This window comes from Mucilaginibacter sp. 22184, assembly GCF_052045695.1.
Classification (GTDB): domain Bacteria; phylum Bacteroidota; class Bacteroidia; order Sphingobacteriales; family Sphingobacteriaceae; genus Mucilaginibacter.
In genome coordinates this window covers 422,505-446,478 of the sequence record NZ_JBQEPI010000005.1, presented here as the reverse complement: position 1 = coordinate 446,478, position 23,974 = coordinate 422,505, and the positions used below count along the sequence as shown (strand labels likewise).

21 protein-coding genes are annotated in these 23,974 nt (G+C 41.0%); 10 read left to right on the top strand and 11 right to left on the bottom strand.

Annotated elements, in window-relative coordinates; translation table 11 throughout:
* The first annotated feature begins 330 nt into the window (after positions 1–330).
* From ACTJKG_RS13785 to ACTJKG_RS13775, 3 genes are read left to right on the top strand one after another with little or no spacing between them, the layout of a single operon-like run.
* Entirely contained in the window at positions 331–1,551 is a 1,221-nt protein-coding gene (locus ACTJKG_RS13785; protein WP_440739538.1) for an acyltransferase family protein, read from the top strand.
* An 18-nt stretch (positions 1,552–1,569) separates the two neighbouring features.
* Positions 1,570–2,595 (top strand): sensor histidine kinase, encoded by a 1,026-nt coding sequence (locus ACTJKG_RS13780; RefSeq protein WP_440739537.1) that lies wholly within the window; start codon positions 1,570–1,572, stop codon positions 2,593–2,595.
* A 3-nt stretch (positions 2,596–2,598) separates the two neighbouring features.
* A complete protein-coding gene (locus tag ACTJKG_RS13775) occupies positions 2,599–3,297 on the top strand; it encodes a LytR/AlgR family response regulator transcription factor (RefSeq protein ID WP_440739536.1) in 699 nt (232 codons plus the stop codon).
* A gap of 2 nt (positions 3,298–3,299) precedes the next feature.
* Here ACTJKG_RS13775 and ACTJKG_RS13770 read toward each other — a convergent pair whose 3' ends face one another.
* Genes ACTJKG_RS13770 through ACTJKG_RS13755 form a run of 4 tightly spaced genes read right to left on the bottom strand, consistent with a single transcriptional unit; the run spans position 3,300 to position 5,488 of the window.
* Complete coding sequence (locus ACTJKG_RS13770) at positions 3,300–3,824, bottom strand: GNAT family N-acetyltransferase (RefSeq protein ID WP_440739535.1); 525 nt, start codon at positions 3,822–3,824, stop codon at positions 3,300–3,302.
* A gap of 17 nt (positions 3,825–3,841) precedes the next feature.
* Positions 3,842–4,432, bottom strand: coding sequence for a hypothetical protein (locus ACTJKG_RS13765; protein WP_440739534.1), 591 nt, complete (start codon positions 4,430–4,432; stop codon positions 3,842–3,844).
* Positions 4,419–4,916: an RNA polymerase sigma factor gene (locus ACTJKG_RS13760; RefSeq protein WP_166086900.1), complete on the bottom strand. Its 498-nt coding sequence runs from the start codon at positions 4,914–4,916 to the stop codon at positions 4,419–4,421. Before ACTJKG_RS13760 ends, ACTJKG_RS13765 begins: the two co-directional genes overlap by 14 nt.
* A gap of 44 nt (positions 4,917–4,960) precedes the next feature.
* On the bottom strand, positions 4,961–5,488 hold the full coding sequence (locus ACTJKG_RS13755) for a hypothetical protein (RefSeq protein ID WP_216650462.1): 528 nt from the start codon (positions 5,486–5,488) through the stop codon (positions 4,961–4,963).
* A gap of 152 nt (positions 5,489–5,640) precedes the next feature.
* Between ACTJKG_RS13755 and ACTJKG_RS13750 the strand changes: the two genes are divergently transcribed.
* The 6 genes from ACTJKG_RS13750 to ACTJKG_RS13725 all read left to right on the top strand — a co-directional run bounded on the left by ACTJKG_RS13750 (position 5,641) and on the right by ACTJKG_RS13725 (position 9,926).
* The gene (locus tag ACTJKG_RS13750; protein ID WP_172333650.1) at positions 5,641–7,014 is read left to right on the top strand and encodes a dicarboxylate/amino acid:cation symporter; all 1,374 of its coding nucleotides are present in this window, start codon (positions 5,641–5,643) and stop codon (positions 7,012–7,014) included.
* A 66-nt stretch (positions 7,015–7,080) separates the two neighbouring features.
* Entirely contained in the window at positions 7,081–7,464 is a 384-nt protein-coding gene (locus tag ACTJKG_RS13745) for a four helix bundle protein (RefSeq protein ID WP_172333649.1), read from the top strand.
* A 121-nt stretch (positions 7,465–7,585) separates the two neighbouring features.
* Complete coding sequence (locus ACTJKG_RS13740) at positions 7,586–8,008, top strand: hypothetical protein (protein ID WP_440739533.1); 423 nt, start codon at positions 7,586–7,588, stop codon at positions 8,006–8,008.
* Between the two features lie 74 nt (positions 8,009–8,082).
* Positions 8,083–8,391, top strand: a complete 309-nt coding sequence (gene rplU, locus ACTJKG_RS13735; RefSeq protein ID WP_090467954.1) for a 50S ribosomal protein L21 — start codon at positions 8,083–8,085, stop codon at positions 8,389–8,391.
* A gap of 50 nt (positions 8,392–8,441) precedes the next feature.
* Positions 8,442–8,876, top strand: coding sequence for a 50S ribosomal protein L27 (rpmA, locus tag ACTJKG_RS13730; protein ID WP_172333647.1), 435 nt, complete (start codon positions 8,442–8,444; stop codon positions 8,874–8,876).
* A gap of 186 nt (positions 8,877–9,062) precedes the next feature.
* A complete protein-coding gene (locus ACTJKG_RS13725) occupies positions 9,063–9,926 on the top strand; it encodes an EamA family transporter (protein ID WP_440739532.1) in 864 nt (287 codons plus the stop codon).
* Between the two features lie 105 nt (positions 9,927–10,031).
* On the opposite strand, the gene ACTJKG_RS13720 is transcribed toward ACTJKG_RS13725, so the two are convergent.
* The 5 genes from ACTJKG_RS13720 to pbpC all read right to left on the bottom strand — a co-directional run bounded on the left by ACTJKG_RS13720 (position 10,032) and on the right by pbpC (position 18,383).
* Positions 10,032–11,006, bottom strand: a complete 975-nt coding sequence (locus tag ACTJKG_RS13720; protein ID WP_172333645.1) for a polyprenyl synthetase family protein — start codon at positions 11,004–11,006, stop codon at positions 10,032–10,034.
* A gap of 106 nt (positions 11,007–11,112) precedes the next feature.
* Positions 11,113–13,248, bottom strand: coding sequence for a ribonuclease R (gene rnr, locus ACTJKG_RS13715; protein WP_440739531.1), 2,136 nt, complete (start codon positions 13,246–13,248; stop codon positions 11,113–11,115).
* A gap of 187 nt (positions 13,249–13,435) precedes the next feature.
* Positions 13,436–15,148, bottom strand: coding sequence for an ABC transporter ATP-binding protein (locus ACTJKG_RS13710; protein ID WP_172333643.1), 1,713 nt, complete (start codon positions 15,146–15,148; stop codon positions 13,436–13,438).
* Positions 15,149–15,865 (bottom strand): 3'-5' exonuclease, encoded by a 717-nt coding sequence (locus tag ACTJKG_RS13705; RefSeq protein ID WP_172333642.1) that lies wholly within the window; start codon positions 15,863–15,865, stop codon positions 15,149–15,151.
* A 124-nt stretch (positions 15,866–15,989) separates the two neighbouring features.
* Positions 15,990–18,383, bottom strand: coding sequence for a penicillin-binding protein 1C (gene pbpC, locus ACTJKG_RS13700; RefSeq protein ID WP_440739530.1), 2,394 nt, complete (start codon positions 18,381–18,383; stop codon positions 15,990–15,992).
* Between the two features lie 84 nt (positions 18,384–18,467).
* Between pbpC and ACTJKG_RS13695 the strand changes: the two genes are divergently transcribed.
* Positions 18,468–19,193, top strand: coding sequence for a glycosyltransferase family 2 protein (locus ACTJKG_RS13695; RefSeq protein ID WP_172333640.1), 726 nt, complete (start codon positions 18,468–18,470; stop codon positions 19,191–19,193).
* Here ACTJKG_RS13695 and ACTJKG_RS13690 read toward each other — a convergent pair.
* A complete protein-coding gene (locus tag ACTJKG_RS13690; RefSeq protein ID WP_440739529.1) occupies positions 19,164–19,937 on the bottom strand; it encodes a 4'-phosphopantetheinyl transferase family protein in 774 nt (257 codons plus the stop codon). The genes ACTJKG_RS13695 and ACTJKG_RS13690 overlap by 30 nt on opposite strands.
* Before the next feature lie 7 nt (positions 19,938–19,944).
* Entirely contained in the window at positions 19,945–23,973 is a 4,029-nt protein-coding gene (locus tag ACTJKG_RS13685; protein WP_440739528.1) for a non-ribosomal peptide synthetase, read from the bottom strand.
* Position 23,974: the final 1 nt, after the last annotated feature.

Below are 23,974 nucleotides of genomic sequence, written 5' to 3'. Positions count from 1 at the left end.
CGGATTTTCGGCTTACTCCACTGCTTATTACTAATTGGTACTGAAGCGACAGGGATGCTGTTAGGGCCGGCATTCGCTTGCGGTTGTATTATTATTCATAAAATGTTAATACACTTAGGCTGATGTAAAATTAGGTGCACGCTACAAGAATCAGGTTAGTATTTATACGTAATATGGCGAGTAGTTTTACCCGAAATACGTGCGGTATCAACGTCAAAGAAGTGAGGTGTTCTCGTCTTTTTTACCATTGGTCAAAGGGTAAATACCATTTGTCAAACTGATTTTATTACGTAGTTGGAGAGGGCTTTCTTTGAATAAAAAAGAAACAAGATGGAAACCACACAACGTCAAACCTACCTGGATTGGTTAAGGATTTTATCCATTGCCGGGGTATTATTCTTTCATTCGGCTATGCCCTTTGTTAGTGAAGATGGCTGGCATATCAAAAACGCGGAAACCAGTAACCTACTCATGGAGTCGAACCATTTTTTACACCTTTTTCGTATGCCGCTGCTCTTTTTTATATCAGGTACGGTGAGTTACTATATGATGCAGCGGCGGTCGACCTTAAGTTTTATTGGTTTACGTTTTCGCAGGTTGTTTATTCCGCTGCTGGTAGGCATATTTATCATTGTTCCACCGCAGATCTACATGGAACGCTTGGCGCATGGTTATAAAGGCAGTTTTTGGGATTGGTACCCGAGTGTATTTAATTTTGTACCCTATCCAAAGGGCGGTAGTTTCAGCTGGCATCACCTGTGGTTTATTGCTTATCTGTTTATTTATGATCTGATATTTGCCCCTGTATTTGCCTGGATGATATCATCAAAGAGTAATGCTTTCAAACAAAAGCTTGCCGTGCTGGCTCAAGGTAAATGGGTATACCTGTTAATGCTGCCCGGTATAATTTGGTTTACTTTCACCAGCTGGGACTATCCCGAAACTAATGACCTGATACATGATGGCAGTTATTTTGTTTATTGGTTGTTTTTTCTGCTGGCTGGCTTTGTTTGCATATTACAACCTAAACTAATGAACAGTTTGGAGCGTAACCGCCGGTTTGCTTTAACCATAGGTTTTTTAACCCTGGTGATGTGGGAGGTTATGAGGTGGAATAAAATAGAACCGCAGCATGAAGAAAACTGGCCATTTCATCATATACTGTTTTCTTATGCTTTTACCGCGCTAAGGCCTATAATAGCATGGGGTTGGGTTTTGGCATTAGTTGGTTATGGTAAACATTATTTTAACCGCAGCCATAAGGTGTTAAATTACTTAAACCAGGCTGTATATCCATTTTACATACTACACCAAACAGTAATTGTTCTGATTGTTTATTATATTGTACAGCTACGAAATGAAAGTATCTTGTCCAAATATATTTATACTGTAGGCATCACCTTTTTTGTAAGTGTGTTAATTTATCATTTACTGATAAGGCCCTTTGCTTTAATGCGGTTCCTGTTTGGCATGAAACCCAAGGACAAACCCAAACCTGTAGCAGAGGTGCCTATAGGGGAAATAAGATCAGCCGCAACAATTTCTGCCTGAAATTTATAACTTAACCATATGAAATTTTTCCGGAAATATGTTTTCCCAGGATTATATGGTCTGCTGATATATTTTACGATCAGGGCGCTGAATGATATTGTAATTGACATTGAGTTCTGGAAACGTTCATGGGCTCTGAATTCACTTGAGATAAGCCTGAGCATATTAGTGGGATATTTGGGGATTGCGCTTTTTGAATGGTTGTTTCGTTATTTTGATAAAAAAGGAAGTGTTCAGTTAAGTTATAAAAGTTTGGTACGGGAACTGTTCATTTTTGTACTGGCTAATCTAATATTGATAAACTTGATATTTACCCCTATGGCTGCTTTTACTGATGACGGCCTTTCATGGGCAGATGCGGTAGATATCAACCTTATCCCCACGCTATATGCCATAATTTATTACGGAATAACGCGTACTAACACCTGGTTAAGGGCCTATGTAAATAATCAAATGCAATTGGAAAAACTAACCAATGATCACCTGGAAACCGAGCTGAAGTTTCTGAAAGCGCAGTATCACCCGCATTTTTTGTTCAACGCTTTGAATACCATCTATTTTCAGATGGACGAAGATGTGGATGGCGCTAAAAAAAGTACGGAGCTGCTTTCGAGCTTGTTGCGCTACCAGCTTTATGATCAGCAGCAACGTGTGGCCATAAAGCAGGAGTTGGAATATCTGCAGGATTATATCCAGCTACAAAAGATAAGGGCCAGCCAGAAAATGCGTTTGAGCGTGTTTTTTGACGAAGAACTTGCCGATCAGCTGGTATACCCTTTACTTTTGCTGCCGCTGGTAGAGAACGCTTTTAAATATATTGGTGGTGATTATAAAATTGATATTTCGGCTACTACCATTGAAAAAGGAATGCTATTTAAAGTATATAATGATGTACCTGCAACCATGAAGATAGCGGATAACTATAGTGGCATCGGGCACGAAAATTTAAAACGCCGGTTGGAGCTCCTTTATCCAAACAAACACCGGTTGATAGCCGGTGGTGAGGCCGGTAGTTATATTGCACAATTAGAATTAGAATTTTAGAACATGAGCCAGATCAGTTGTATTATTACCGATGATGAACCTTTTGCGCGGAAAGGTTTAGAAGGTTATGTGAAAAAAGCAGGCTTTTTTGACCTGAAAGCCCAATGCGAGGATGCCATGGAACTGGGGGCTGTACTGGCTCAGCAACCGGTGGATCTTTTATTTCTGGATATACAAATGCCGCACCTGACTGGTGTAGACTTTATCAAATCGTTACCCGACCCACCTAAAGTGATCTTCACCACGGCTTTTAAAGAATACGCTACCGATGGCTTTGATCTTGACGTACTTGATTATTTGCTGAAACCCATTTCGTTTGAACGGTTTATGAAAGCCGCATACAAGGCTAAGGATTATTTTGAACTGCGCAACAGCAATATCAAGAAAGCAGATTACCTGTTTGTAAAAAGTGAGGGTAAACTGGAGAAGGTGATATTTAATGATATATTATATATCAAAGGGATGGAGAATTATGTAGAGATCCATTTCCCCGGCCGGAGGATCATTACCCATAGCACACTAAAAGCATTGATGGAAAAACTACCTCAACAGGTTTTCTTACAAACACATAAATCGTTTATTGTATCCACCCCAAAAATTACGGCTATTGAGGGTAATATGTTGCATATCAACCAGCATCAGGTGCCTATAAGCAGGCAATTGCGGGAGCAGGTGATGTTCTCGCTGGTTAACCAACGATAAGGCTATAACTCCTTCTTCATGAGCAGGTCGGTTTGCTTGTCGCTGCCTAACATAAAAGGGTGACTGCCAAATACTTTAAAGCCGTGTTTTTCATAAAAGCTTAAAGCTTTTTGATTGTGCTCCCAAACGCCCAGCCAAACGTATTGTAAGTATTTATCCTTTGCCATCTGAAAAGCGAAATTCAATAATTCGTGGCCTATCTTTTTGCCATGGTATTCGGCTAAAACATAAATGCGTTCTACTTCAAGAGCCTTGCCGTCTTGCAGTTCGGTTTGTGCGGCATCCAGGTTTATTTTGATATATCCGGCAATGTTTCCGTTAAGCAAGGCAAAATAAAAGAGCGAACCCGGATTGTTCAGTTCGGCCCTTACCCGTTTTGATGTAAAAGCGTTTGAAGCATAAGCCTCCATATTCTCCGCCGTATTCAGGTGCGCAAAAGAATCAAAAAAGGTCTTTCTGCTGAGCGCCAACAGAGTAGGGGCATCAGCTATGGTAGCTTTTTGTATAATGATATTATGGTCTGTCATCAAATTCAATAAGAGTCTTAATCAAATTGCTCCTTCAAACGCACCAGCCGATCAATCATTAGGTTAAGCTTCTCTTCTTCATTCTTAAACATGCGCGGTTTTAAATAAAACGTGGTAAATAAAAACCAGATAATTATGGAACCGTAAGTGATGAGTTTAAAAAGGAGGGAGGAGTTTGATAGTACTTCGGCGAAGTAGAGTGCGAGGCCGGCACTGATGAGTAGGATGTAGATGTAGTAGAACCAGCCGATGATTTTTGTTCTTGTTTTTTGGTAGGCCTTCAGGCTGTCAAGGTACTCTGAGGGATTTTGAGTGGCATCGCGCTTACTCAAAATATGGTAGTGCCTTACTACGAGCGACAGGTACATCAACATAGTGACCAACACTATCAGGATGCCCACGGTGGTAATCCACGATTTAAAAGCCAGAAAAAAGGTAACAATAAATGCAAACGCTGCTATAGCCACCATGGCCACAATGGTCCAGTATAACTTGGTAGTTATGCTTCGGATCCCCTTCTTTACCTGTTTCAGCACATCATCCACTGAAAGTTGATCTGGTTTTGGCTGTCCCTGCCAAACCGACATCAGATGATCAAAGTCTTTCATACTGGTTAAATAATTCTGTTAATTTTTGTTTTATACGATAAATCTTCACTCTCAGGTTTCCCTCTGATATACCCGAAATATCCGCTATTTCGGGGTATGGCACTTCATCAAGCACCATGGTTATTATAATTCTTTCCGACTCCTCCAGCTTTGAAATACACTTGTACAGCAAAGCTACCTGCTCGTTTTTATCCGATAGTTCTTCCCTTTTTGTTTCGGCTATTTGAGGGGTTAACTCGTCTTTAGCCTGTCTTTTTTCTGATCGTAAATAGGTTAAACAAGTGTTTACAGCAATGCGGTATATCCAGGTTGAAATCATGGCCTGGTTGCGAAACTTCTCTAAATTTTGCCAAACTTTTAAAAATGTTTCCTGTAGCAGGTCATTCGCGGCATCATCATCGCCGGTGTAACCATAGCATAAATGGAATATCTTTTTAGAATTAGCTTCATATATTTGCTTGAATGCTGCTTCTTTGTTGGCCACGCGTTAATAGATTTTTATTGTTAGATTAATGTAAAGGCTATATGTTACAACTGATAATCATTCTTTTTAAACCAAACCAGCTTTTTTTCGGCATCATCAAGCAGGGTGTTATAACTGTCCAGGTAATCAAACTGCAGATCTTCGTGTAGTTTTCCAATCAATCCGCGTATCTTTTCTACCTGCCGGGTTAATATCAGTCTGATAGGTTTGTAGGTGGTACGCCTATCGGCATATTCCAGGTAGTTCACACAAAAGTTCAGGAGCAATTCTATCTCTACTTCTTTTGAACCTGCAAACTTGGTGTACTTGCTCAGCAATCTCAAAATTTTACGCATACCCTTTGCCGCATGATAGCTCAGTGCTGATAGCTGACTGAACATAAAACCTGCTTCGCCTTTTACTTTTTCAACAAAAGCTGCCTCATCATAGGCCTCAAATAATAAGTAAGCCAGCAACTCTTTATTTTCCTTTTTATAACGTGCCAAACGGAGCAAAAGCTCCGATAGCTGCTCCTGCGAAAGGTGCTGAGTCTCTTTTTTTATATGCTGTAAACCGTATGTGGTAATACTCATAATAATTTAGTATCAAGTAGTTAGTATCAAGTATCAAGATTTATATAAGTAATCGTAAAAGGAGCTTTATTCCTGTCTTGATACTTGATACTAACTACTTGATACTTTTAAAATTATTAATTTTTGTAGTTTAGCGCCCTGCAATTTGTTATATGCCAAAAAATAACCTGACTCTCTACATCTTTATCGCCCTTGTTTTAGGTGTAATAACCGGCTACATTTATAATGTAAGCGTAATTAATGCCATCAATGTAAAAATTAATACGGCCGATGTTAATATTAAAACTATTAACACCAAATTGGCTTTATTAAATGACACTACTGCTGCCGAGCACATAGCCTTGAGGGCGCAAAAAGTACAACAAACAAAGATCAGTAAAGATAATAATTCTATTCGCGAGGATAAACTGGAAGGTTTTTCTATTTTAAGTGAGATATTTTTACGACTGATCAAAATGATCGTGGCCCCCCTTGTTTTTACTACGCTGGTAGTTGGTGTGGCCAAAGTAGGGGATATTAAAGCTGTTGGCCGTATAGGTGGTAAAACAATGCTTTGGTTCTTAAGTGCCACGCTGGTTTCCCTGTTGTTAGGCATGCTGCTGGTTAACCTGTTTCAGCCGGGTAAAGCTATGCACCTACCACTGCCTGATAGTCACTTAAGTACCGGTATCAAGAAAACAGCCCTGTCATTTATTGACTTTGTGGGTCACGTTTTCCCACGGAGTATTTTTGAGGCTATGGCCAATAACGAGATCTTGCAGATCGTGGTATTCGCTATGTTTTTTGGTGTGGCAACCGCTGCCATTGGCGAGCAGGGTAAAATCGTGATCAAAGCCATGGATGCTTTTGCACACGTGATCTTAAAAATCACAGGTTATGTAATGAAAGCTGCCCCACTGGCTGTTTTTGGAGCTATTACGGCTGTAATTGCCAAGCAGGGGCTGGGCGTGCTATCTACCTACGGTATTTTTATAAGCGAGTTCTATTTTTCATTGGTCATGCTTTGGCTAATCATTATTCTGGTTGGTTTTATCGTATTAAAGAAGCCGGTGTTTAAACTGATAGGACGCATAAAGGATGCTATGCTGATAGCTTTCAGTACATCAACCAGTGAGGCGGCTTATCCTAAAGTATTGCTTGAGTTGGAAAATTTTGGCTGCAGCAATAAAATTGTAAGTTTTGTATTGCCATTGGGCTATTCATTTAACCTGGATGGCTCCATGATGTATATGACCTTTGCCTCTTTATTCCTGGCGCAATCATATGATATTCATTTATCTTTCGGCCATCAATTATCGATGTTGCTGGTGCTTATGCTTACCAGCAAGGGTGTGGCTGGTGTCCCCAGAGCGTCGCTGGTAGTAATTGCCGCCACATTATCTATGTTCAATATACCTGAGGCTGGCTTATTTTTATTAATCGGTATTGATCCTTTACTGGATATGGGCCGCTCAGCAACCAACGTTTTAGGCAATGCCATGGCAGCTGCAGTAGTAAGTAAATGGGAGGGAGAGCTTGATAATTAGTGAATTATTGATTTAGTGAATTAGTGATTTTAAGTGGTTTTTTAATTATTGATTGATTAAATAATAATGGAAGATAATAGCAAAGCAGCCTTTGCGGAGATATTCAGACAGCGAACTAAAAAGTTTGTTGTAGATAATATTAAATTTTTTAGAACTTTGCCGCCGACGGAGGAGGCTAAAATCATAGGCAGGCAATTGTTAAGATCATCTTCATCCGTTGGAGCTAACTATCGGGCTGCCTGTAGAGCACGATCACAAGCTGAGTTTCATGCTAAACTTTCTATTGTTGTAGAGGAAGCAGATGAAGCTTTGTTTTGGATGGAGGTTCTGATAGATGCAGGAGTAGTAGTAGCATCAAGTTTATCGGCATTGGCAGATGAAGCAAGCCAAATTCTTAAAATAGCTTCCGCATCAAGAAAAACAGTATCAAAAAATAACGATGTTAAATAATTCACTAACTCGCTAATTCACTAACTCACTAATTAATCCCATGTCCGATCGTTCCAAGAAAATATTTTTTGCGTGTACTATTATAGTACCTTTTATAGTGTATTGTGTTTATTACTATGGTATGATGATCAAGAATGCGCCATACCGCTTCTCTGATTTTGATTCCATGACAATACAATTCGGTCCTGTTGATAGCCTGATCAATAAATATGATTCCAAAACAGGTGATTATCAATATGTAAATAAGAAAGACTCTTTGGTAAAAATGCATTTGCGTTTAACCAGCGATGATCTACTTTATCTGCACCACAAGGCTGCCGACCTGGGTTTCTGGGATTTTCCGGTAAAAGAACTGGCCGATAGTACCAAGGGCAAAAACAAATCGATACGCTACATTATCGAGTTTAAGTATAAGAAGAAAAGTAAGCGCGTAGTATACGATAGTGGCTTTGTAGGTGACGTTAGGTTGATTGATGCCAATAAAACCCTGATCAAGGAAATAGAGCAGAGTTTATATACTGCCGAAGAAAGATTGAAGAAATAAAATAGATGGTATTGTTTATTTAATAATCAATCCCTATATTTGCACCTCGAATTTTAAAACAATAATTAACAAACATGTACGCAATAGTAAGTATAGCCGGACAGCAATTCAAAGTTGCAAAAGACCAGCAGATCTTTGTACACAGATTACAAGGCGATGAGGGCGCTAGTATTGAATTTGACAGTGTATTGTTAGCAGAAAACGAAGGTAAATTCAAATTAGGTTCTGATTTGAAAGGTGCTAAAGTATCGGCTAAGATCGTGTCTCATTTAAAAGGTGATAAAGTAATTATCTTCAAAAAGAAAAGAAGAAAAGGTTACAAAAAGAAAAACGGTCACCGTCAGCAATTTACCAAGATCGAGATCACTGGTATTACATTATAATTAAAGTTTAAACCTGGAGTTGCTTATCAATTCCATAAAAATATTAAGAAATGGCACACAAAAAAGGGGCCGGTAGTTCCAGAAACGGCCGTGAGTCGCATAGCAAACGCTTAGGTATCAAAATATTCGGTGGTCAGCCAGCAATTGCAGGTAACATCATCGTACGTCAGCGTGGTACCCAACACAATCCTGGTGTTAACGTAGGTATTGGTAAAGATCATACTCTATTTGCTTTAGCTGATGGACACGTAGTGTTCAGAAAAAAAGCTGATAACCGTTCATACGTTTCTGTAGTTCCGGTTGAAGCAGCACCGGTTGCTGAAGTTGCAGCTCCTGCACCAAAAGCAAAAGCAGAAAAGAAAGTAGTTGAAGCACCAGTAGCCGAAGTTGAAACTGCTGAAGCAGCACCAAAAGCAAAAAAAGCAGCAGCACCAAAAGCAAAAAAAGCTGATACAGAAGCAACTGAAGAAGCCGTAGCTGAGTAATTAGCTAAGCTAACAGATATAGAAAAGCCCTGATCAATTAGATCAGGGCTTTTTTTATGCTATCGCGAGATGATTCGTATAGTGTCACTCGTAACAGCTTTAAGATTATTTTGATTGCTGAACTTACGTGGACTTGACATCGTTGCGGGAAAAACCACTTATTTTTATCGCTAAACATCATTTTAAATGAAGAATAAAAAGGGATTCGAAATCCCGGCAGTACCTGCTGTATTATTATCTATTATAAGTGTTCAAGGTGGTGCCGCAATTGCTAAAGGCATCTTTCCAGTATTGGGTGCTGCTTCAACTTCTGCATTAAGAATTGTTTTTTCTGCTATTATCCTGGTTGTTTTTAATCGCCCCAATCTAAAAAGCCTGTCCAATACGCAATGGAAAGCGGTGGCTTGGTATGGGTTAACATTAGGAGCGATGAACCTTGTTTTTTACATGGCTATTGCCCGCATACCTCTTGCGTTGGGTGTTGCCCTCGAGTTTATTGGGCCGCTGGTGCTTGCTATGGCCGGTTCTAAACGTGTTGTAGATTTTTTATGGGTAATTCTGGCAGCGGTAGGGATAGCCCTGATAGCACCATGGGGCAATAATGGGTTAGATGTTATTGGCGTTCTCCTTGCCTTACTTGCCGGGGCATTATGGGCTGGTTATATTGTTTTAGGCGGACGTATCTCAAAAATAATGGACGGAGGTAAAGCCGTGAGTATCGGTATGATCTTCGCTTCTGCCGTGGTATTACCAGCGGCTATAGGTAATGGATTATTAACCCATTTTAAACCTCATATGTTGCTGTCAGGTTTTTTGTTGGCCTTACTCTCGAGTGCCATTCCTTTTACACTGGAGATGAGTGCTTTGCGCAGAATTCCTGCAAAGACATTCAGTATCTTAATGAGCCTGGAGCCCGCTGTCGCGGCGCTTTCTGGTCTTGTTTTTCTCCATGAATACCTCTCTTTGAATGAATGGATAGCAGTAGCGCTGATCATTATAGCGAGTGCGGGAGCTACTATGAAAACAAAGAATCCTGTACCCGAATCCTGATAAAAAAAGCCCTGATCAATTTGATCAGGCCTTTTTCGTTATGCGTTCCCTTCATTTGTTGCAGATGCCACCGGTAGCATGGCCAAATGTGGTAATAATGTTGAATCAATACTCTCTTACCAATAAACTATCGGCAAACTGACGCAGGTATTGGCGGCGCTCCTCGGGAAGATTGATATTGTCCAATGCCTTGAATGCTTTGTCGGCAAAGGTGTGCATAGCTTCTTCGGCGTATTTCCTTATCTGCAGCTCGTTATAAATACCAGTAACAGCGGTTACTTTCTCAGGTATGTCAAACAGTTGCATGGCGAGCCAGTTATTCAATTCATGTGCCTGATTACCTTTAGCCAACTCAAGTGCTTTGATAAGCAGGTACGTTTTTTTGTTGGAGATGATATCGCCGCCAACCTGTTTCCCAAATTTGTCGGGATCGCCATAAACATCCAGTATATCATCCTGTAATTGGAAGGCTACCCCCAGGTTCACACCAAAATCATATAATAGCTGGGCATCTGTTAACGATGCTCCACCTATAATAGCGCCAATTTTAAGTGTACCACCTAATAGCACAGCGGTTTTGAGGCGTATCATGTTCAGGTATTCGTCGATGATCACGTTGCTGCGTTGCTCAAAGCTCATATCGATTTCCTGACCTTCGCATACACCGGTAGCGGTTTCATTAAAAACATCCATTACCGGGCGTAAAATAGCATCCGGAACCCGCATCATCAGTTTGTTGGATTCTACCATCATGGCATCACCAGAAAGGATAGCCACATTGGCATTCCACTTTTCGTGTACGGTTATCTGGCCCCGGCGCAGTGGTGCATTATCCATAATGTCGTCATGCATCAGCGTGAAATTATGGAAAACCTCTATAGCTAAAGCTGGTTGAACAGCACTTTCTACATCGCCGCCAAAAAGGTCACAGGCCATAAGCAAAAGGGCCGGCCGCAGGCGTTTACCTCCAAGAGTCAGTATATAACTTATAGGTTCATATAAGTCTGCAGGGTGTTGAGGGAACTCAAGCTTGTCAATAGCTTCAGTTATCAATGCCTGCAAATCAGTAAGTTGTTTCATTCTTTATTGATTCATTGGTTCACTGGTTCAGTAGTTCATTGGTGTTTTATAGTGGATAGGTATTAAACAAACCACTAATGAACCAGTGAACTAATGAACCGATGAACTAATCTTGTACTAATGAAAAGTCAATTTGTTTTTTAGTCAGGTCGACATTTTTTACCCTGATCTGTACTTCATCGCCTAATTGGTATATCTTCTTTTTGCGCTGACCAATAATGGCGAAGTTTTTCTCGTCCAACGTATAAAAATCATCAGATATATCGCGTAAGCGGATCATGCCCTCACACTTATTCTCAATGATCTCTACATACATACCCCATTCGGTAACACCCGATATGATACCGGTAAACATATTACCAACCTGGTCTTTCAGATACTCGGCCTGTTTATATTTCACCGAAGCACGTTCCGCGTCCGCAGCTTTCTTCTCCATTTGCGAACTGTGCGAACATAGTTTTTCATAATGTTCGGCATTGGCTGATTGACCTCCGTGCAAATAATGAAACAAAAGCCGGTGCACCATAACATCGGGATAGCGGCGGATAGGAGAGGTGAAATGGGTATAATGATCAAATGCCAGTCCGTAATGGCTGCTGGTTTTAGTAGTATAAATAGCTTTCGCCATCGATCGGATAGCCAGCTGGGTAAGCACATTCTGCTCTTTTTTACCCTCCACATCTTCCATCAAAAAGTTAAGGGATTTAGCCGTTTCCTTGTCCGATTTTGTATTTACCTTGTAACCAAAACGTGCGGCAAATTGCGCAAAGTTGGCCAGGGCGTCGGGCTTAGGAGAATCGTGGGCACGGTACACAAAAGTGTATTTATGTTTACCTTTACCCAATTTGCTCACATATTCAGCCACCTTGCGGTTAGCCAGCAGCATAAAATCTTCAATAAGTTTATGGGCATCTTTGCGCTCCTTTACATAAACACCTGTTGGCTTACCATGTTCATCCAGCTTAAATTTAATTTCGGTAGCTTCAAAACTGATGGCACCATTTTTGAATTTACGTTCACGTAGTTTATAGGCCAGGGCGTTAAGCTTTAAAATCTCATCTACAAAATCGCCTGCTTTATTTTCGATCACTTCCTGAACTTCTTCGTAAGTGAAGCGCCTATCGGAGTAAATGACGGTTTTACCGTACCATTCATTAATTACATAAGCATTTTCGTCCAGTTCAAACACGGCCGAAAAGCATAATTTTTCTTCCTTAGGCCGCAAAGAGCAAAGCCCGTTTGATAAACGCTCAGGTAACATAGGTATAACACGGTCGACCAGGTAAACCGAGGTAGCACGTTCCAATGCTTCTTTATCTAAGGCAGAGTCGGGTTCTATATAATGTGATACGTCGGCAATGTGAACACCAACCTCATAGTTGCCATTGTCTAACTGTTTGAATGACAACGCATCATCAAAGTCTTTGGCGTCAAAAGGGTCGATAGTGAATGTGGTGATGTTTCTGAAATCGCGCCTTTTGGCTATTTCGTGCTCCGAGATAACATCAGATATGGCTTCGGCCTCATGTTCTACTTCGGCAGGGAAAGATAGCGGAAAACCATACTCAGCAAGTATAGCATTCATTTCCGTATCATTTTCACCTTGTGCACCCAGTACATGCTTGATCCTGCCGATAGGGTTTTTTGCTTCGGTTGGCCAGTCGGTAATCTCGGCAACTGCTTTTATTCCATTCTTAGCACCATTCAACTCGCTGATGGGTATAAAAATGTCGTGCATCATTTTACGATCATCAGGAATAAAGAACGCGAAACGCTCCGACAGTTTTACTACACCGGTAAATTCCATTTTAGCCCTTTGGATGATCTCAATTACTTCACCCTCTTTACGTTTTCCTTTGCTTTTGGCATATACGTATACTTTAACACGGTCGCCATTCAGGGCGTTGCGCAGTTTACGGGGAGCTATAAAAATATCGCTTTCAAATTCATCATCAGTAACAATAAAGGCCGAGCCATCATTGGTTAGATCAACTTTACCTTCAATAAACGTTTTTAACTCCAGAAGTTGGAACTTACCGGGCGAAAGTTCTTTGAGTACTGATTTTTTGGCTTCGTCTTTTAATATATCAAATATGATCTCGCGCGCTTCGGGGTCGCGAACATTTAGTTTAGCAGAAACTTGTTTGTAATTTAACGGTGTATTACCGTTTTGTTCAAATACATCAAGCACCATTTGAGTGAGTACCTGAACTATTGAAGAGTTATTTTTCTTTTTAGACATACATAAGTATTTGGTCAAAGATACGGAATTTGGGCATTAGCGGATGGGGGAGTTTTTGAGGAACAAGGACATTTGGAACAAAGAACAAGGACAGGAAAAACAAAAGAGTTTCTGGGATGATGATTGTTGGTGTAAAGAATATAGAAAAAATCCTTATTCTTTGCTCCAAACATTCTTGTTCCCTGAATTATCCCTGCGGGATGGATGCTATCAGACGTTTGGTATAATCTTGCTGCGGGCGATAATAAATATCATCGGGGTAACCTGTTTCGACGATCTCGCCTTTGTTCATCACCACCATACGATCAGATATATGCTTGATAACGGCCAGATCATGTGAAATAAAAATGTAGGTAAGCTTAAACTCCTGCTGTAACTCACGGATGAGATTCAATACCTGCGCCTGTACGGATACATCCAAAGCGGAAACTGATTCATCGCAAATAATAAATTTAGGTTGCAGAGCCAAAGCGCGGGCTATAACAATACGTTGCCTTTGCCCACCCGAAAACTCATGCGGGTAGCGGTTAAAATGTTCAGGCAAAAGATTTACCCGTTGCAGCAGTTCCAGTACTTTTTGCTTACGTTGCGTATCGTTGCTATAAAATTGGTGTACCTGTAAAGGCTCCATTAATGACTGCCCAACAGTTAGCCGTGGATTTAAAGAGGAGTAGGGATCTTGGAAAATAATCTGGATATCCCTACGAATTTCGCGTAAGGCATCTTTTTTTAAACTGCCCAGATCCGTTCCTTCAAAACTTACAGTGCCATGAGTAGGTTCAATGAGGCGCAAAATAGTTCGGCCAAGGGTAGTTTTGCCGCAACCGGATTCACCAACGAGACCAAGCGTTTCGCCTGGATAGACCTCCAGGTTCACATTGTTTACGGCTTTTACCACTTGCCCTGACGGGCCCAGCAAACCCGGATTAATGGGGAACCAGGTAGATAGTTTATCAATTTTTAAAAGAGGTTGCTGTTCATAAAGCGCTTTTTTACGATTGGCGACTTCTGTTTCAGTATAACTGTATCTGGCGCGGATGCTCTCGATAGTTGTTGATTGAGTATCCGGGGAACCATCAGCATTAAAAAAGTCGGCTATAACAGGTAGTTTTTTTAAGTGCTGATCAGGGGAGGGCCTGCAGGCTAAAAGTCCTTTGGTGTAGGCATGTTGTGGATTATTGAACAAGTCAGCTACAGAAGCTTCTTCCACAATTTGTCCTTTATACATCACCAAAACCCGGTCGGCAATTTCTTTGATCACGCCCAGATCATGCGATATAAATATAAGGCTGCGGCAACGTGTACTTTTGAGATTTAACAACAGATCGATAATGGCCTTTTGAACCGTTACGTCCAGCGCTGTCGTTGGTTCATCGGCTATCAATATCTCGGGATTGCAGGAAAGAGCCATGGCTATCATTACCCTTTGTTTTTGCCCGCCGGATATTTGATGTGGGTAGCTGTCGAATATAGTTTCAGGTCGCGGTAACTGAACTTCGTTAAATAATTCGATGGTCTTCTTTTTGGCTTCAGCATTACTCAGCCCTAAATGGAGTTTTATAGCTTCGGTAAGCTGAAAGCCACAGGTAAGCACGGGGTTTAGCGAAGTCATAGGTTCCTGAAAGATCATGGCCATCCGGTTACCACGAATGTGGCGCATATCAGCCTCAGGTAGTTCAAATAGCTTGGTATCATTCAATAATACTTCTCCATTAACTACCGTTTGATCGGTATTGAGTAAACGCATCAGGGCAAGCGACGTCACTGACTTTCCAGAACCCGATTCGCCCACAATACCTACTGTTTCGCCTTTTTTTAAAGTGAAAGATATATTTTTTACCGCTTTGAATAAACCATTAGCTGTTTTAAAATTAACCGAAAGATCGCTTATCTGTAACATTTATTGGCCTATTATGGTAACCAGTTCATCTTTTATCAGTTCTTCACCACGGTAGCGTCTTAACAGCTGTGCCGTTGCTACAACATCTTTTTGGCAGTAGGTGCATATACGCTCGAGTTGGTTCAGGTTCCAGTAAACATCGCCAACCATGCTGCCATCAATATCGTCTTTTGGGGTGGGGATGTCAAATATGGCAGTAAGCAGGTTGAGTGAGGTGTAGTTTTTATAATCGCCAAATTTCCAGAGTTCCATGGTGTCGATATGTACAATTTCCCATGGTTTTTTCCCGGCTAATTGTAGCTGAGGTGGAAATGGCAACCCATTGATCAGTAACCTGCGACAGATGTAAGGGAAATCAAACTCTTTACCATTATGCGCGCATAAAACCAAGTTAGGCGCCTGACCGAACAACAGGGCCGAAAACCGGGCAAGCACGTCCTTTTCATCATGGCCCGCGAATGATTTTATTCTCAACCCGATATCCTTATCTTTGCTGCCTGTAAATATCCCCACCGATATACAAATGATCTTACCAAACTCGGCCCAGATACCAGCGCTTTTATAAAAATTTTCGGCGCTTTCATCCTTGCGGAGGTTTTGGCTTTTAAGTTCCCAAAGCTTTTGCAAATGTTCCGGTACCTGATCATGTGAACTGTATTGAGGCACGGTTTCGATATCAATTACCATTAAATTATGCAGGTCATACTGTTCGAGCATTGGAATTACATTTTTGTGATGCCAATATAATGAATGTTTGGACTTTGAACGGTTCTATGTTTTAAGTTATATAGCCAACAATTGATTTTTTGACACTTAACTTATTACATATTATGTGAATCCATTATTTACTCAATATTTCAAAGCCTATATTAATGGTATTTCCATTTCCGTCAACCAGGGTAAGTATATGTTTGCCTGGAGGCGGATTAAGGGCCATCTGGTGAAAATCCTGTGTTTCGCCAACGTACTGATCATCCAGGTGCCAGAATATTTTCATGCCCGGAACCCGGTGAGCAGCATTACAGATCATCCGGCCCCGGCTACCATCGGCTTCAAGAGGTACATATATTTTGGCGTCATCTTTTGGGTATATAACCTCCATGGCATTACCATTCTCTGCCTGAATACAACCCGCGCGAAAAGGCGGTAATACATGATACTGATAATCTTTGGCTTTATAATAGTACTCCATAGAAGGGGGGAGTACAAACCACTTTTTATTGATCATATTATCCGGCGATTCGCAATTCCCGCTTACCTGATACCGCCCATCGGCCGAGAGATGTATCAATTTATGATAGGGGCAAACGGGTGCTTTAAGTCCTGATTTAGGAACCAGCATATCGTCGGTGTTATCACAATACTGCCCGGCGCGGTAACCACTTTGATGGCATACCTTTATTTTGACCATTTCGCCGGTTGGCATTTCAAACCAATCGCGCGATACAGGTAATAACCGGAAGATCTCAAACAGCGCGGGTGCCGCGGTATTAATACCTGTTAACCCGGGCCGGCCTTCGCCATCAGTGTTGCCCACCCATACACCAACCACATATCGTGGAGTAACACCTATTGCCCAGCCATCGCGAAAGCCAAAGCTGGTGCCCGTTTTCCAGGCCACACGCTGGGTGGAGCTGAACTGCTGCCAAAGCATTTCTTCACCTGGTCTCATAACCTCTTCCATCGCCTGGAATGTATAATATATGGATGCTGCATCCAGTAAGCCCGTTTTTTCCAGGTTAGGTTTTACTACTTTTTGTGGTATACTATAAACGGGGCTATGATAATCTGCCGGGTTATACTGACCATGATACCGGTCATAATGATTAAGCACCCGGGCCATATCAGCATAAGCTCCGCTTAGCTCCCATAGCGTATTTTCGCCACCGCCTAATATCAGCGACAATCCATAATGATCTGCCGGTTTGGTTAAAGTAGTGATACCTGCCTTTTGCAAAAAGTCATAAAAACGTTCGTATTTAAATTGCTGCAACATTTTTACAGCGGGTACATTTAAGGAGCGGGATAATGCCCGTGATGCTGGCACAGCGCCATCATATCCCAAATCAAAGTTTTCCGGGTGATAACCTGCTATCAGTGTAGGTACATCAGGCAACAGGCTGTTAGGTAATATCAAACCGTTATGCAACATGGAGGCATATAATAGAGGTTTTAGGGTACTACCCGGGCTGCGTGGAGCGTCAATCACATCCACATCACTTTCCATCTGCGGGTCTTCCCTGTGTGCTATATTACCCGCATAAGCCAGCGTAGCACCCGTTTCTACATCTAAAACAATGGCGGCAATGTTATTAATATCATTAGCTTTCAGAAGCTGATGGTGCTGTTCCAGGATATCATTAACCTGCTCTTGCAAGGCGGAGTTTATACTTGTTTGTAGCCGGGTATCGCCGTCAGGGTGGTGCTGCTGATCGTTTTTAAACCGCTGAAGTAGGTGAGGAGCCTGCTGTGGTAAAGGTACCGGGCGATCTGGCACAGGTTCCAGTTCAGCCAAAGCTCTTGTTGTACTGTCAATGACACCTGCCTTGTAGAGACGCTGAAGCAATAAGTTTCGTTTTTTGAGTAATATAAGCCTGTTTCTGCCGGGATGCACTAATGATGGTGAGTTTGGCAGAACGGCCATCGCCGCCATCTCTCCCCAGGATAATTTGCTAGGATCGCGCCCAAAATACCGCCATGAAGCGGCATCCAAACCGATTACATTGGTGCCAAATGGAGCATTGCTGGCATAAAGTGCTAAAACTTCGTTCTTACTATGAGTAAACTCCAACCGCAGAGCCATAAATATCTCTAAAAATTTATTCCAGATATTGCGTTTGTGCTTAGTTGCAAGCCTAATGACCTGCATGGTTATAGTGCTGCCACCACTGGTTACTTTTTTTGATGAGATATTTTGTTTCAAGGCCCTGCCAAAGGCTAAAGGATCAAAACCGGGATGGTGCTCAAAGCGTTTATCTTCAAAGGCGATGATACATTGCTTAAACTTATAGGGCACGCTGTCATTATAGGGAAAGCGCCATTGACCATCGATAGCAATAGATGCACCTAATAATTGTCCATTACTATCATCAATAACATATGATGTTGGACTTTTAAATAACGGATTGGGCAAACAAAACCAAAACAACAGGGTTAAAACAGTCAGAAATATGAGTATAAATATTACTTTTGGTTTTTTTAAGTAAATTTTGACGTGTTTTAGTACGGCTTGCATTAAAATATTTTCAATAAAGATATAATAAGCTTATACCGAAGTATAAATATAAAACAATTGCATAGTTTGACCACAAAAACAATAATGACAATACAAAAATTATCCATTATCATCCCCGCTTATAACGAAGGTAATACGATACATTTAATTTTGGATAAAATTAAAGAGGTAAACCTTGTCAATGATATTCAAAAAGAGATCATTATTGTGAATGATTGTTCAAAGGACAATACAGAACTGGCCATTGCCACATATCAACAGGCTAATCCCGATATTAATATACAATACTTTAAGCATGAAGTAAACAAGGGTAAAGGGGCGGCCCTGCATACAGGTATATCAAAGGCAACAGGGGAGTATCTTATTATTCAGGATGCCGACCTGGAATATGATCCTGCCGAATATAATGACCTGCTAAAACCGGTAGTATCTGGTTTTGCCGATGTGGTTTATGGTTCAAGATTTATGGGAAGCAACCCGCATCGGATATTGTTTTTCTGGCATACCATAGGAAACAGATGGCTTACTTTTGCTTCAAATATGTTCTCCAATCTGAATCTTACAGATATGGAAACCTGCTATAAATTGTTTAACACGCAGATGATACAGGGAATTCCGCTAACAGAAAAACGATTTGGCTTTGAGCCCGAGGTAACCATCAAGATTTCGCGCATCCCGAAAATCAGGATCTATGAGGTGGGCATTTCTTATTATGGCCGAACCTATGAAGAGGGGAAAAAGATAGGGTGGAAAGATGGTGTAAGGGCCATATTCTGTATATTAAAGTACGGGTTGTTTAAAGCCCGGTAAAAAGTTTTCAAAGTTAACATCCCAATACATTGTTTGCCCGGCTGTTATTTCGGTAGCCAGGCTGGCCATATTATTTTCGTCGGGCTTAAAACTGTTCATTTTCCAGTTACCGGATGAGGCAAGTATACCTCCATCCAATTCATGATCGCCGTTTAGGCTGGGGATATATTTCAGGTTATTATCTAAACCAATTGCGGTTGCTTTGGTTAATGCTTCTTTACGTGTCCAAAGTAAGTAAAAGCTGTTAATAGAGCCCTGATTGGCAATATAATGAATCTCGTCTTTACTAAAATAATCGGCAAGAATCTCTTTATAACTAAAAGAAGGATCCATCTCTTCAGTATCTACGCCAACTTCTGTGTTTGATATAGCAATTAAAACCCAATCGCCTGCATGAGACACGTTGTATTTTAAGTTTTGCTCGTATATGTATGGCTTTTTGTTGGCACTGATAACAAATTTAATGGTAGTAGCAGGCTGATTGGTATACTTGCTTAGTAAACAGCGCAATGCTCCTCGGCTTAATACAAACCGAAGCTTGTCTTTTTTTTGTACATAACGGTTAGCTCTTATTATTTCATCAGGTAATAATACTTTAAAAAAGTCATCAATAAATGTCAGATTTGAACTGATCCTGATACGCCAAACATCAACCTGGCCATCATTTAACTTATAATCACAACTCACGCCATTTTGCCAATTAATATCATCCTGGTATTTGATATGAACTTTAATTAAACACATAATATGGTTATTTTGGGGCGACTTTGTTTAGGCAGCTTTGTAATATACTTGCAAATATTTTATCATTAGGGGCCTTAAAAATAGAATTATGTCCGCCAGGTATTTTATGTACGTTAACTCCTTTTAATGCATATGGTTTCCAGCCAAGATATTCAAAATCGTCCATGTAAAAAGTACGATCCTCGGCTCTGAACAATTCAATAGTAATATTTCGGGCCTCTAATTTATAATGTTTTTCGGCAAGTATATTCATTTCATCTATTTTATTGGCATAACCAAAAAAACCTTCTTGCTTTTCGTCCTTGAATATCTTCCAAAATAATTTGGTAAAACCACGTTTGGCTACCTTACCCGTATGTACCACTGTGCTCGCGAAACCATTAGGGAATGATAAATTATATATCAATTTACGTAAAAAAAACTTACCCCGTTTTGTTTGCGTTATGATCCATGGATCAAAATAAGGTGAACGATAAGCGTATGTATCAAACATGGCCAGCATTTTTACCTGTTTGCCTTGTTCTTCGAGCTGTTTGGCCATTTCAAAAGCAATGATACCTCCAAAAGAATAGCCTGCCAATGCATAAGGGCCTGTAGGGTTTTGGGCCATGATGGCCGCATTATAATGCGCCGCGATATCAACAATGTTATTTAATGGCTCATCTATACCGTTAAGGCCCTTGGCCTGCAGACCATATACTGGTTGGTCGGCATCCATGCCTGATGCCAGGGTGTTGAATAGCAATACATTAAGCCCAGCTCCGTGCACAATATATAAAGGCATTTTATTGCCCGAAGGCTTAACAGGCACCAATGAATCCCATACGATTGATTTGCCATCCATCTCCAGCATTAAAGCCAATTTTTCAATAGTGGAGTTTTCAAAGAGAGCAGCGAGGGGTAGGCGTTTACCGGTAAGTTTTTCAATGCGGGTCATTACCTGTACTGCAATAAGCGAGTGACCACCGAGCTCAAAAAAATTATCGTAAATACTGATGTTTTTGATCTCCAGGAATTCCGACCAAACATCGGCTACCAGTTTTTCCACATCTGTTCTTGGAGCTATAAATAGATGAATGTTTTCGGCTAAGTTGCCGTGCTGATCAGCCAACGCTTTTTTATCAACCTTACCATTAGGTGTTAAAGGCATAGCTGGCACAATGATCAGGTTATCAGGAACCATATAGTCTGGCAGTGCCGATCTTAATGCAGTTTTCCAATCTTTTACCTGATCGGTTTCAGATTCGGCTTTATAGTTATCTCCTGTAACCACATAGGCCATCAATTTATCGATACCATTATTATCGGGCCGAGCCAAAACCACCGCTTCTTTAATGTTATATTGATTAACCAGGTGATACTCTATTTCGCCGGTTTCAATGCGGTATCCCCGTATTTTTATTTGCGAATCTATCCGGCCCAGGCATTCGATTTCGCCGTTGCTGAGAAATTTACCCATATCACCGGTACGGTACATTTTACTACCGGCGACTTTTGAAAAGGGATCGGCAACAAACTTTTCGCTTGTTAAAACAGGTTGATTTAAATAACCTTTAGCAACACCATCACCACTAATATATATTTCTCCTGCTGTTCCAGCTGGCAAAGGGTTAAGATATTTATCTAAAATATAAATGGCTGTATTGTCAATGGGTTTGCCAATGGTGATAAGTGCATCATCGGCTTTTATCTGTTTTACGGTTGACCACACAGTTGTTTCCGTTGGGCCATATACATTCCACAAACTTTCCGCCCGGGCTACTATTTTTTCGGCTAGTTCTTTTGGTAATGCCTCACCACCGCAGATAACCTTTAGCGGAGTTGTGGTATCCCAGCCAGCCTCAAGCATAATGCGCCAGGTATATGGCGTGGCCTGCATAATGGTAATGCTTTCTTTTTGGATGATGTCAAGAAGTGCACGCCCATCTTTCGCTTCCTGGCTGTTGGCTATGATTACCTGTGCACCACTGATCAAAGGTAAAAATAATTCCAGGCCTGATATATCAAAACTTACCGTGGTTACCGCCAGCAGTTTGTCTGCGGCCGTAATACCTGGTGCTTTTTGCATACTGTACAAAAAGTTAATTAAGTTATGGTGGACTATTTGTACGCCCTTTGGTAATCCTGTTGAGCCAGAGGTATATAATATATAAACCAGATCGTCGCCATGTACCTCAACTTCTATATCACTTGCAGGATACTGATCAAGTGTAGGCCATATATTGTCAATCAGCAATTCTTTTGCAATTGCTGGATAACGTTCTTTATAATTTTCGGATGTAATGAGCAGAACCGAACCGGAATCAGTAAGCATGTGGTTGATACGGTTTAAGGGGAATTGCGGATCTACAGGTACATACACCGCGCCTGTTTTCATGATGGCCAGCATTACCAATACCAAATTCGCCGAACGATCAAGCACAAATGCTACTTTATCACTTTTTTTTACGCCCTCGCTGATTAGCAATGATGCCAGCTGATTGGCGTTTTCATTTAACTGTTTATAGGTAATCGATTGATCACCAAATTTTACGGCTACATGATCGCTAAATTCTTTTGCCCGTTGGCTGATCAATTGATGAAGACCTGTATCTTTCGGGTAAGCAGAGAAGGTATTATTCCAGCTATTTAGTTGATCGATAAGCTCTCCGGAGTTTTTAGGCGGAATATCGGCAATGAGTATATCGGGGTTATTTACCAGTTGTTTCAATAAAAATTCAAAATCATCCATCATACCGCGGATAGTTGATGCTTTGAATAATTGGGTATTGTATGACCATTCCAGGGTAAGTGCCTCATCACGTCCGGATATATTTACAAATAGTTCGAAACTTTCATATTCGCGGGGATTACTTATTAGCTGATGTTGTAATCCGTTAAAATTAACATCATCATCAAGCCCCATATCAATATTAAACATGACTGGCGCCAGGGGTATGCGCGAAGCATCGCGGGGGATATTTAGGTTTTTGAGCAGGCTGCCGAAAGTATATTGCTGATGCTCATACGCATCTAAAATAGCCGAAGTACGTTGTTTTAGATAAGTCCTGAATGAAAGTTCGCCCTTTGGATAACTTCTGAGTGCAAGCAGATTAACGCAATGCCCAACTAAACCGTAATTGCCTGTAGCCGACTGCCCCGCAGCAGGCAAGCCCAAAGTGATCTCGTCCTGACCAGTTAAGCGTTGCAAAAAAATCTCAAAAGCCACCAATAGTGTAGTAACGAAGCTACTGTTGTTACTTTTAGCCAGTTTTTTTAAAGAAGAAGTCAGTTCGCTGTCTAAATTAAAATCATCGCGGTGGCTTTTATAGGTGCGTATGGCTGGGCGTGGCAGATCGGTAGGAATATTTAAGGCGTGGGTACTGCCTTTGAATTGTTCAAGCCAATAAACTTCTGTGTTTCTATATTCCGGAGTCTGCTCAAATGCCAATTGTTCAGCAGCATAATCACTGAAGAGGGGAGCAGGGGATAGTTGCGGCTGTTCATTATTGCTATAGGCATTATATAGTTTTCCGAGGTCTTGCATCATAATGCCTATCGACCATCCATCGCAAACTATATGATGGGCAATGAAGGTTAACAAGTGTTTATCACTGGCTAATTTGATCAGTGATATTTTAAACAGAGGGCCCGTGAGCAGATTAAACGGTGTTAAAGCATTTTGCTGATTTTGCTCATCGATAAGTGTTTGTTGTTCTTCGGCTGAGCGATCAGTAATATCCTGGTAATTGATTTTGAAGGCCAACTCTTTATAAATGCATATATACTTGCCATCGGCGCTAAAACATGATCTGAGCGCTTCATGCCGGTTAGTCAGATCCTGTAGCGCTCTTAACATAGCCTTATGATCTAATATGCCTGAGAGTAATAATGAAAATGATTCGTTATAAGCACAATTGGCCTCATCGCCGCCAATAAGACAAGAAGCCCAGATTTCCAATTGCGATTCTGTAGAATGGGCTATGCCTTGTAATTCAGGTCCGGCAAAAGGATCAAATTCAACCGGAGTAGTATTATATGTGTAGACGGCTTCCAAA

Coding starts and splice junctions, on each gene's coding strand:
- rnr (WP_440739531.1), bottom strand. CDS start 13,248: ATGTCTAAAAAGAAAAATAACTCTTCAATAGTTCAGGTACTCACTCAA.
- rplU (WP_090467954.1), top strand. CDS start 8,083: ATGTACGCAATAGTAAGTATAGCCGGACAGCAATTCAAAGTTGCAAAA.
- ACTJKG_RS13705 (WP_172333642.1), bottom strand. CDS start 15,865: ATGCTCGAACAGTATGACCTGCATAATTTAATGGTAATTGATATCGAA.
- ACTJKG_RS13765 (WP_440739534.1), bottom strand. CDS start 4,432: ATGAAAGACTTTGATCATCTGATGTCGGTTTGGCAGGGACAGCCAAAA.
- ACTJKG_RS13740 (WP_440739533.1), top strand. CDS start 7,586: ATGATGATCAAGAATGCGCCATACCGCTTCTCTGATTTTGATTCCATG.
- ACTJKG_RS13770 (WP_440739535.1), bottom strand. CDS start 3,824: ATGACAGACCATAATATCATTATACAAAAAGCTACCATAGCTGATGCC.
- ACTJKG_RS13745 (WP_172333649.1), top strand. CDS start 7,081: ATGGAAGATAATAGCAAAGCAGCCTTTGCGGAGATATTCAGACAGCGA.
- ACTJKG_RS13695 (WP_172333640.1), top strand. CDS start 18,468: ATGACAATACAAAAATTATCCATTATCATCCCCGCTTATAACGAAGGT.
- ACTJKG_RS13710 (WP_172333643.1), bottom strand. CDS start 15,148: ATGTTACAGATAAGCGATCTTTCGGTTAATTTTAAAACAGCTAATGGT.
- pbpC (WP_440739530.1), bottom strand. CDS start 18,383: ATGCAAGCCGTACTAAAACACGTCAAAATTTACTTAAAAAAACCAAAA.
- rpmA (WP_172333647.1), top strand. CDS start 8,442: ATGGCACACAAAAAAGGGGCCGGTAGTTCCAGAAACGGCCGTGAGTCG.
- ACTJKG_RS13720 (WP_172333645.1), bottom strand. CDS start 11,006: ATGAAACAACTTACTGATTTGCAGGCATTGATAACTGAAGCTATTGAC.
- ACTJKG_RS13780 (WP_440739537.1), top strand. CDS start 1,570: ATGAAATTTTTCCGGAAATATGTTTTCCCAGGATTATATGGTCTGCTG.
- ACTJKG_RS13690 (WP_440739529.1), bottom strand. CDS start 19,937: ATGTGTTTAATTAAAGTTCATATCAAATACCAGGATGATATTAATTGG.
- ACTJKG_RS13755 (WP_216650462.1), bottom strand. CDS start 5,488: ATGAGTATTACCACATACGGTTTACAGCATATAAAAAAAGAGACTCAG.
- ACTJKG_RS13785 (WP_440739538.1), top strand. CDS start 331: ATGGAAACCACACAACGTCAAACCTACCTGGATTGGTTAAGGATTTTA.
- ACTJKG_RS13775 (WP_440739536.1), top strand. CDS start 2,599: ATGAGCCAGATCAGTTGTATTATTACCGATGATGAACCTTTTGCGCGG.
- ACTJKG_RS13725 (WP_440739532.1), top strand. CDS start 9,063: ATGAAGAATAAAAAGGGATTCGAAATCCCGGCAGTACCTGCTGTATTA.
- ACTJKG_RS13750 (WP_172333650.1), top strand. CDS start 5,641: ATGCCAAAAAATAACCTGACTCTCTACATCTTTATCGCCCTTGTTTTA.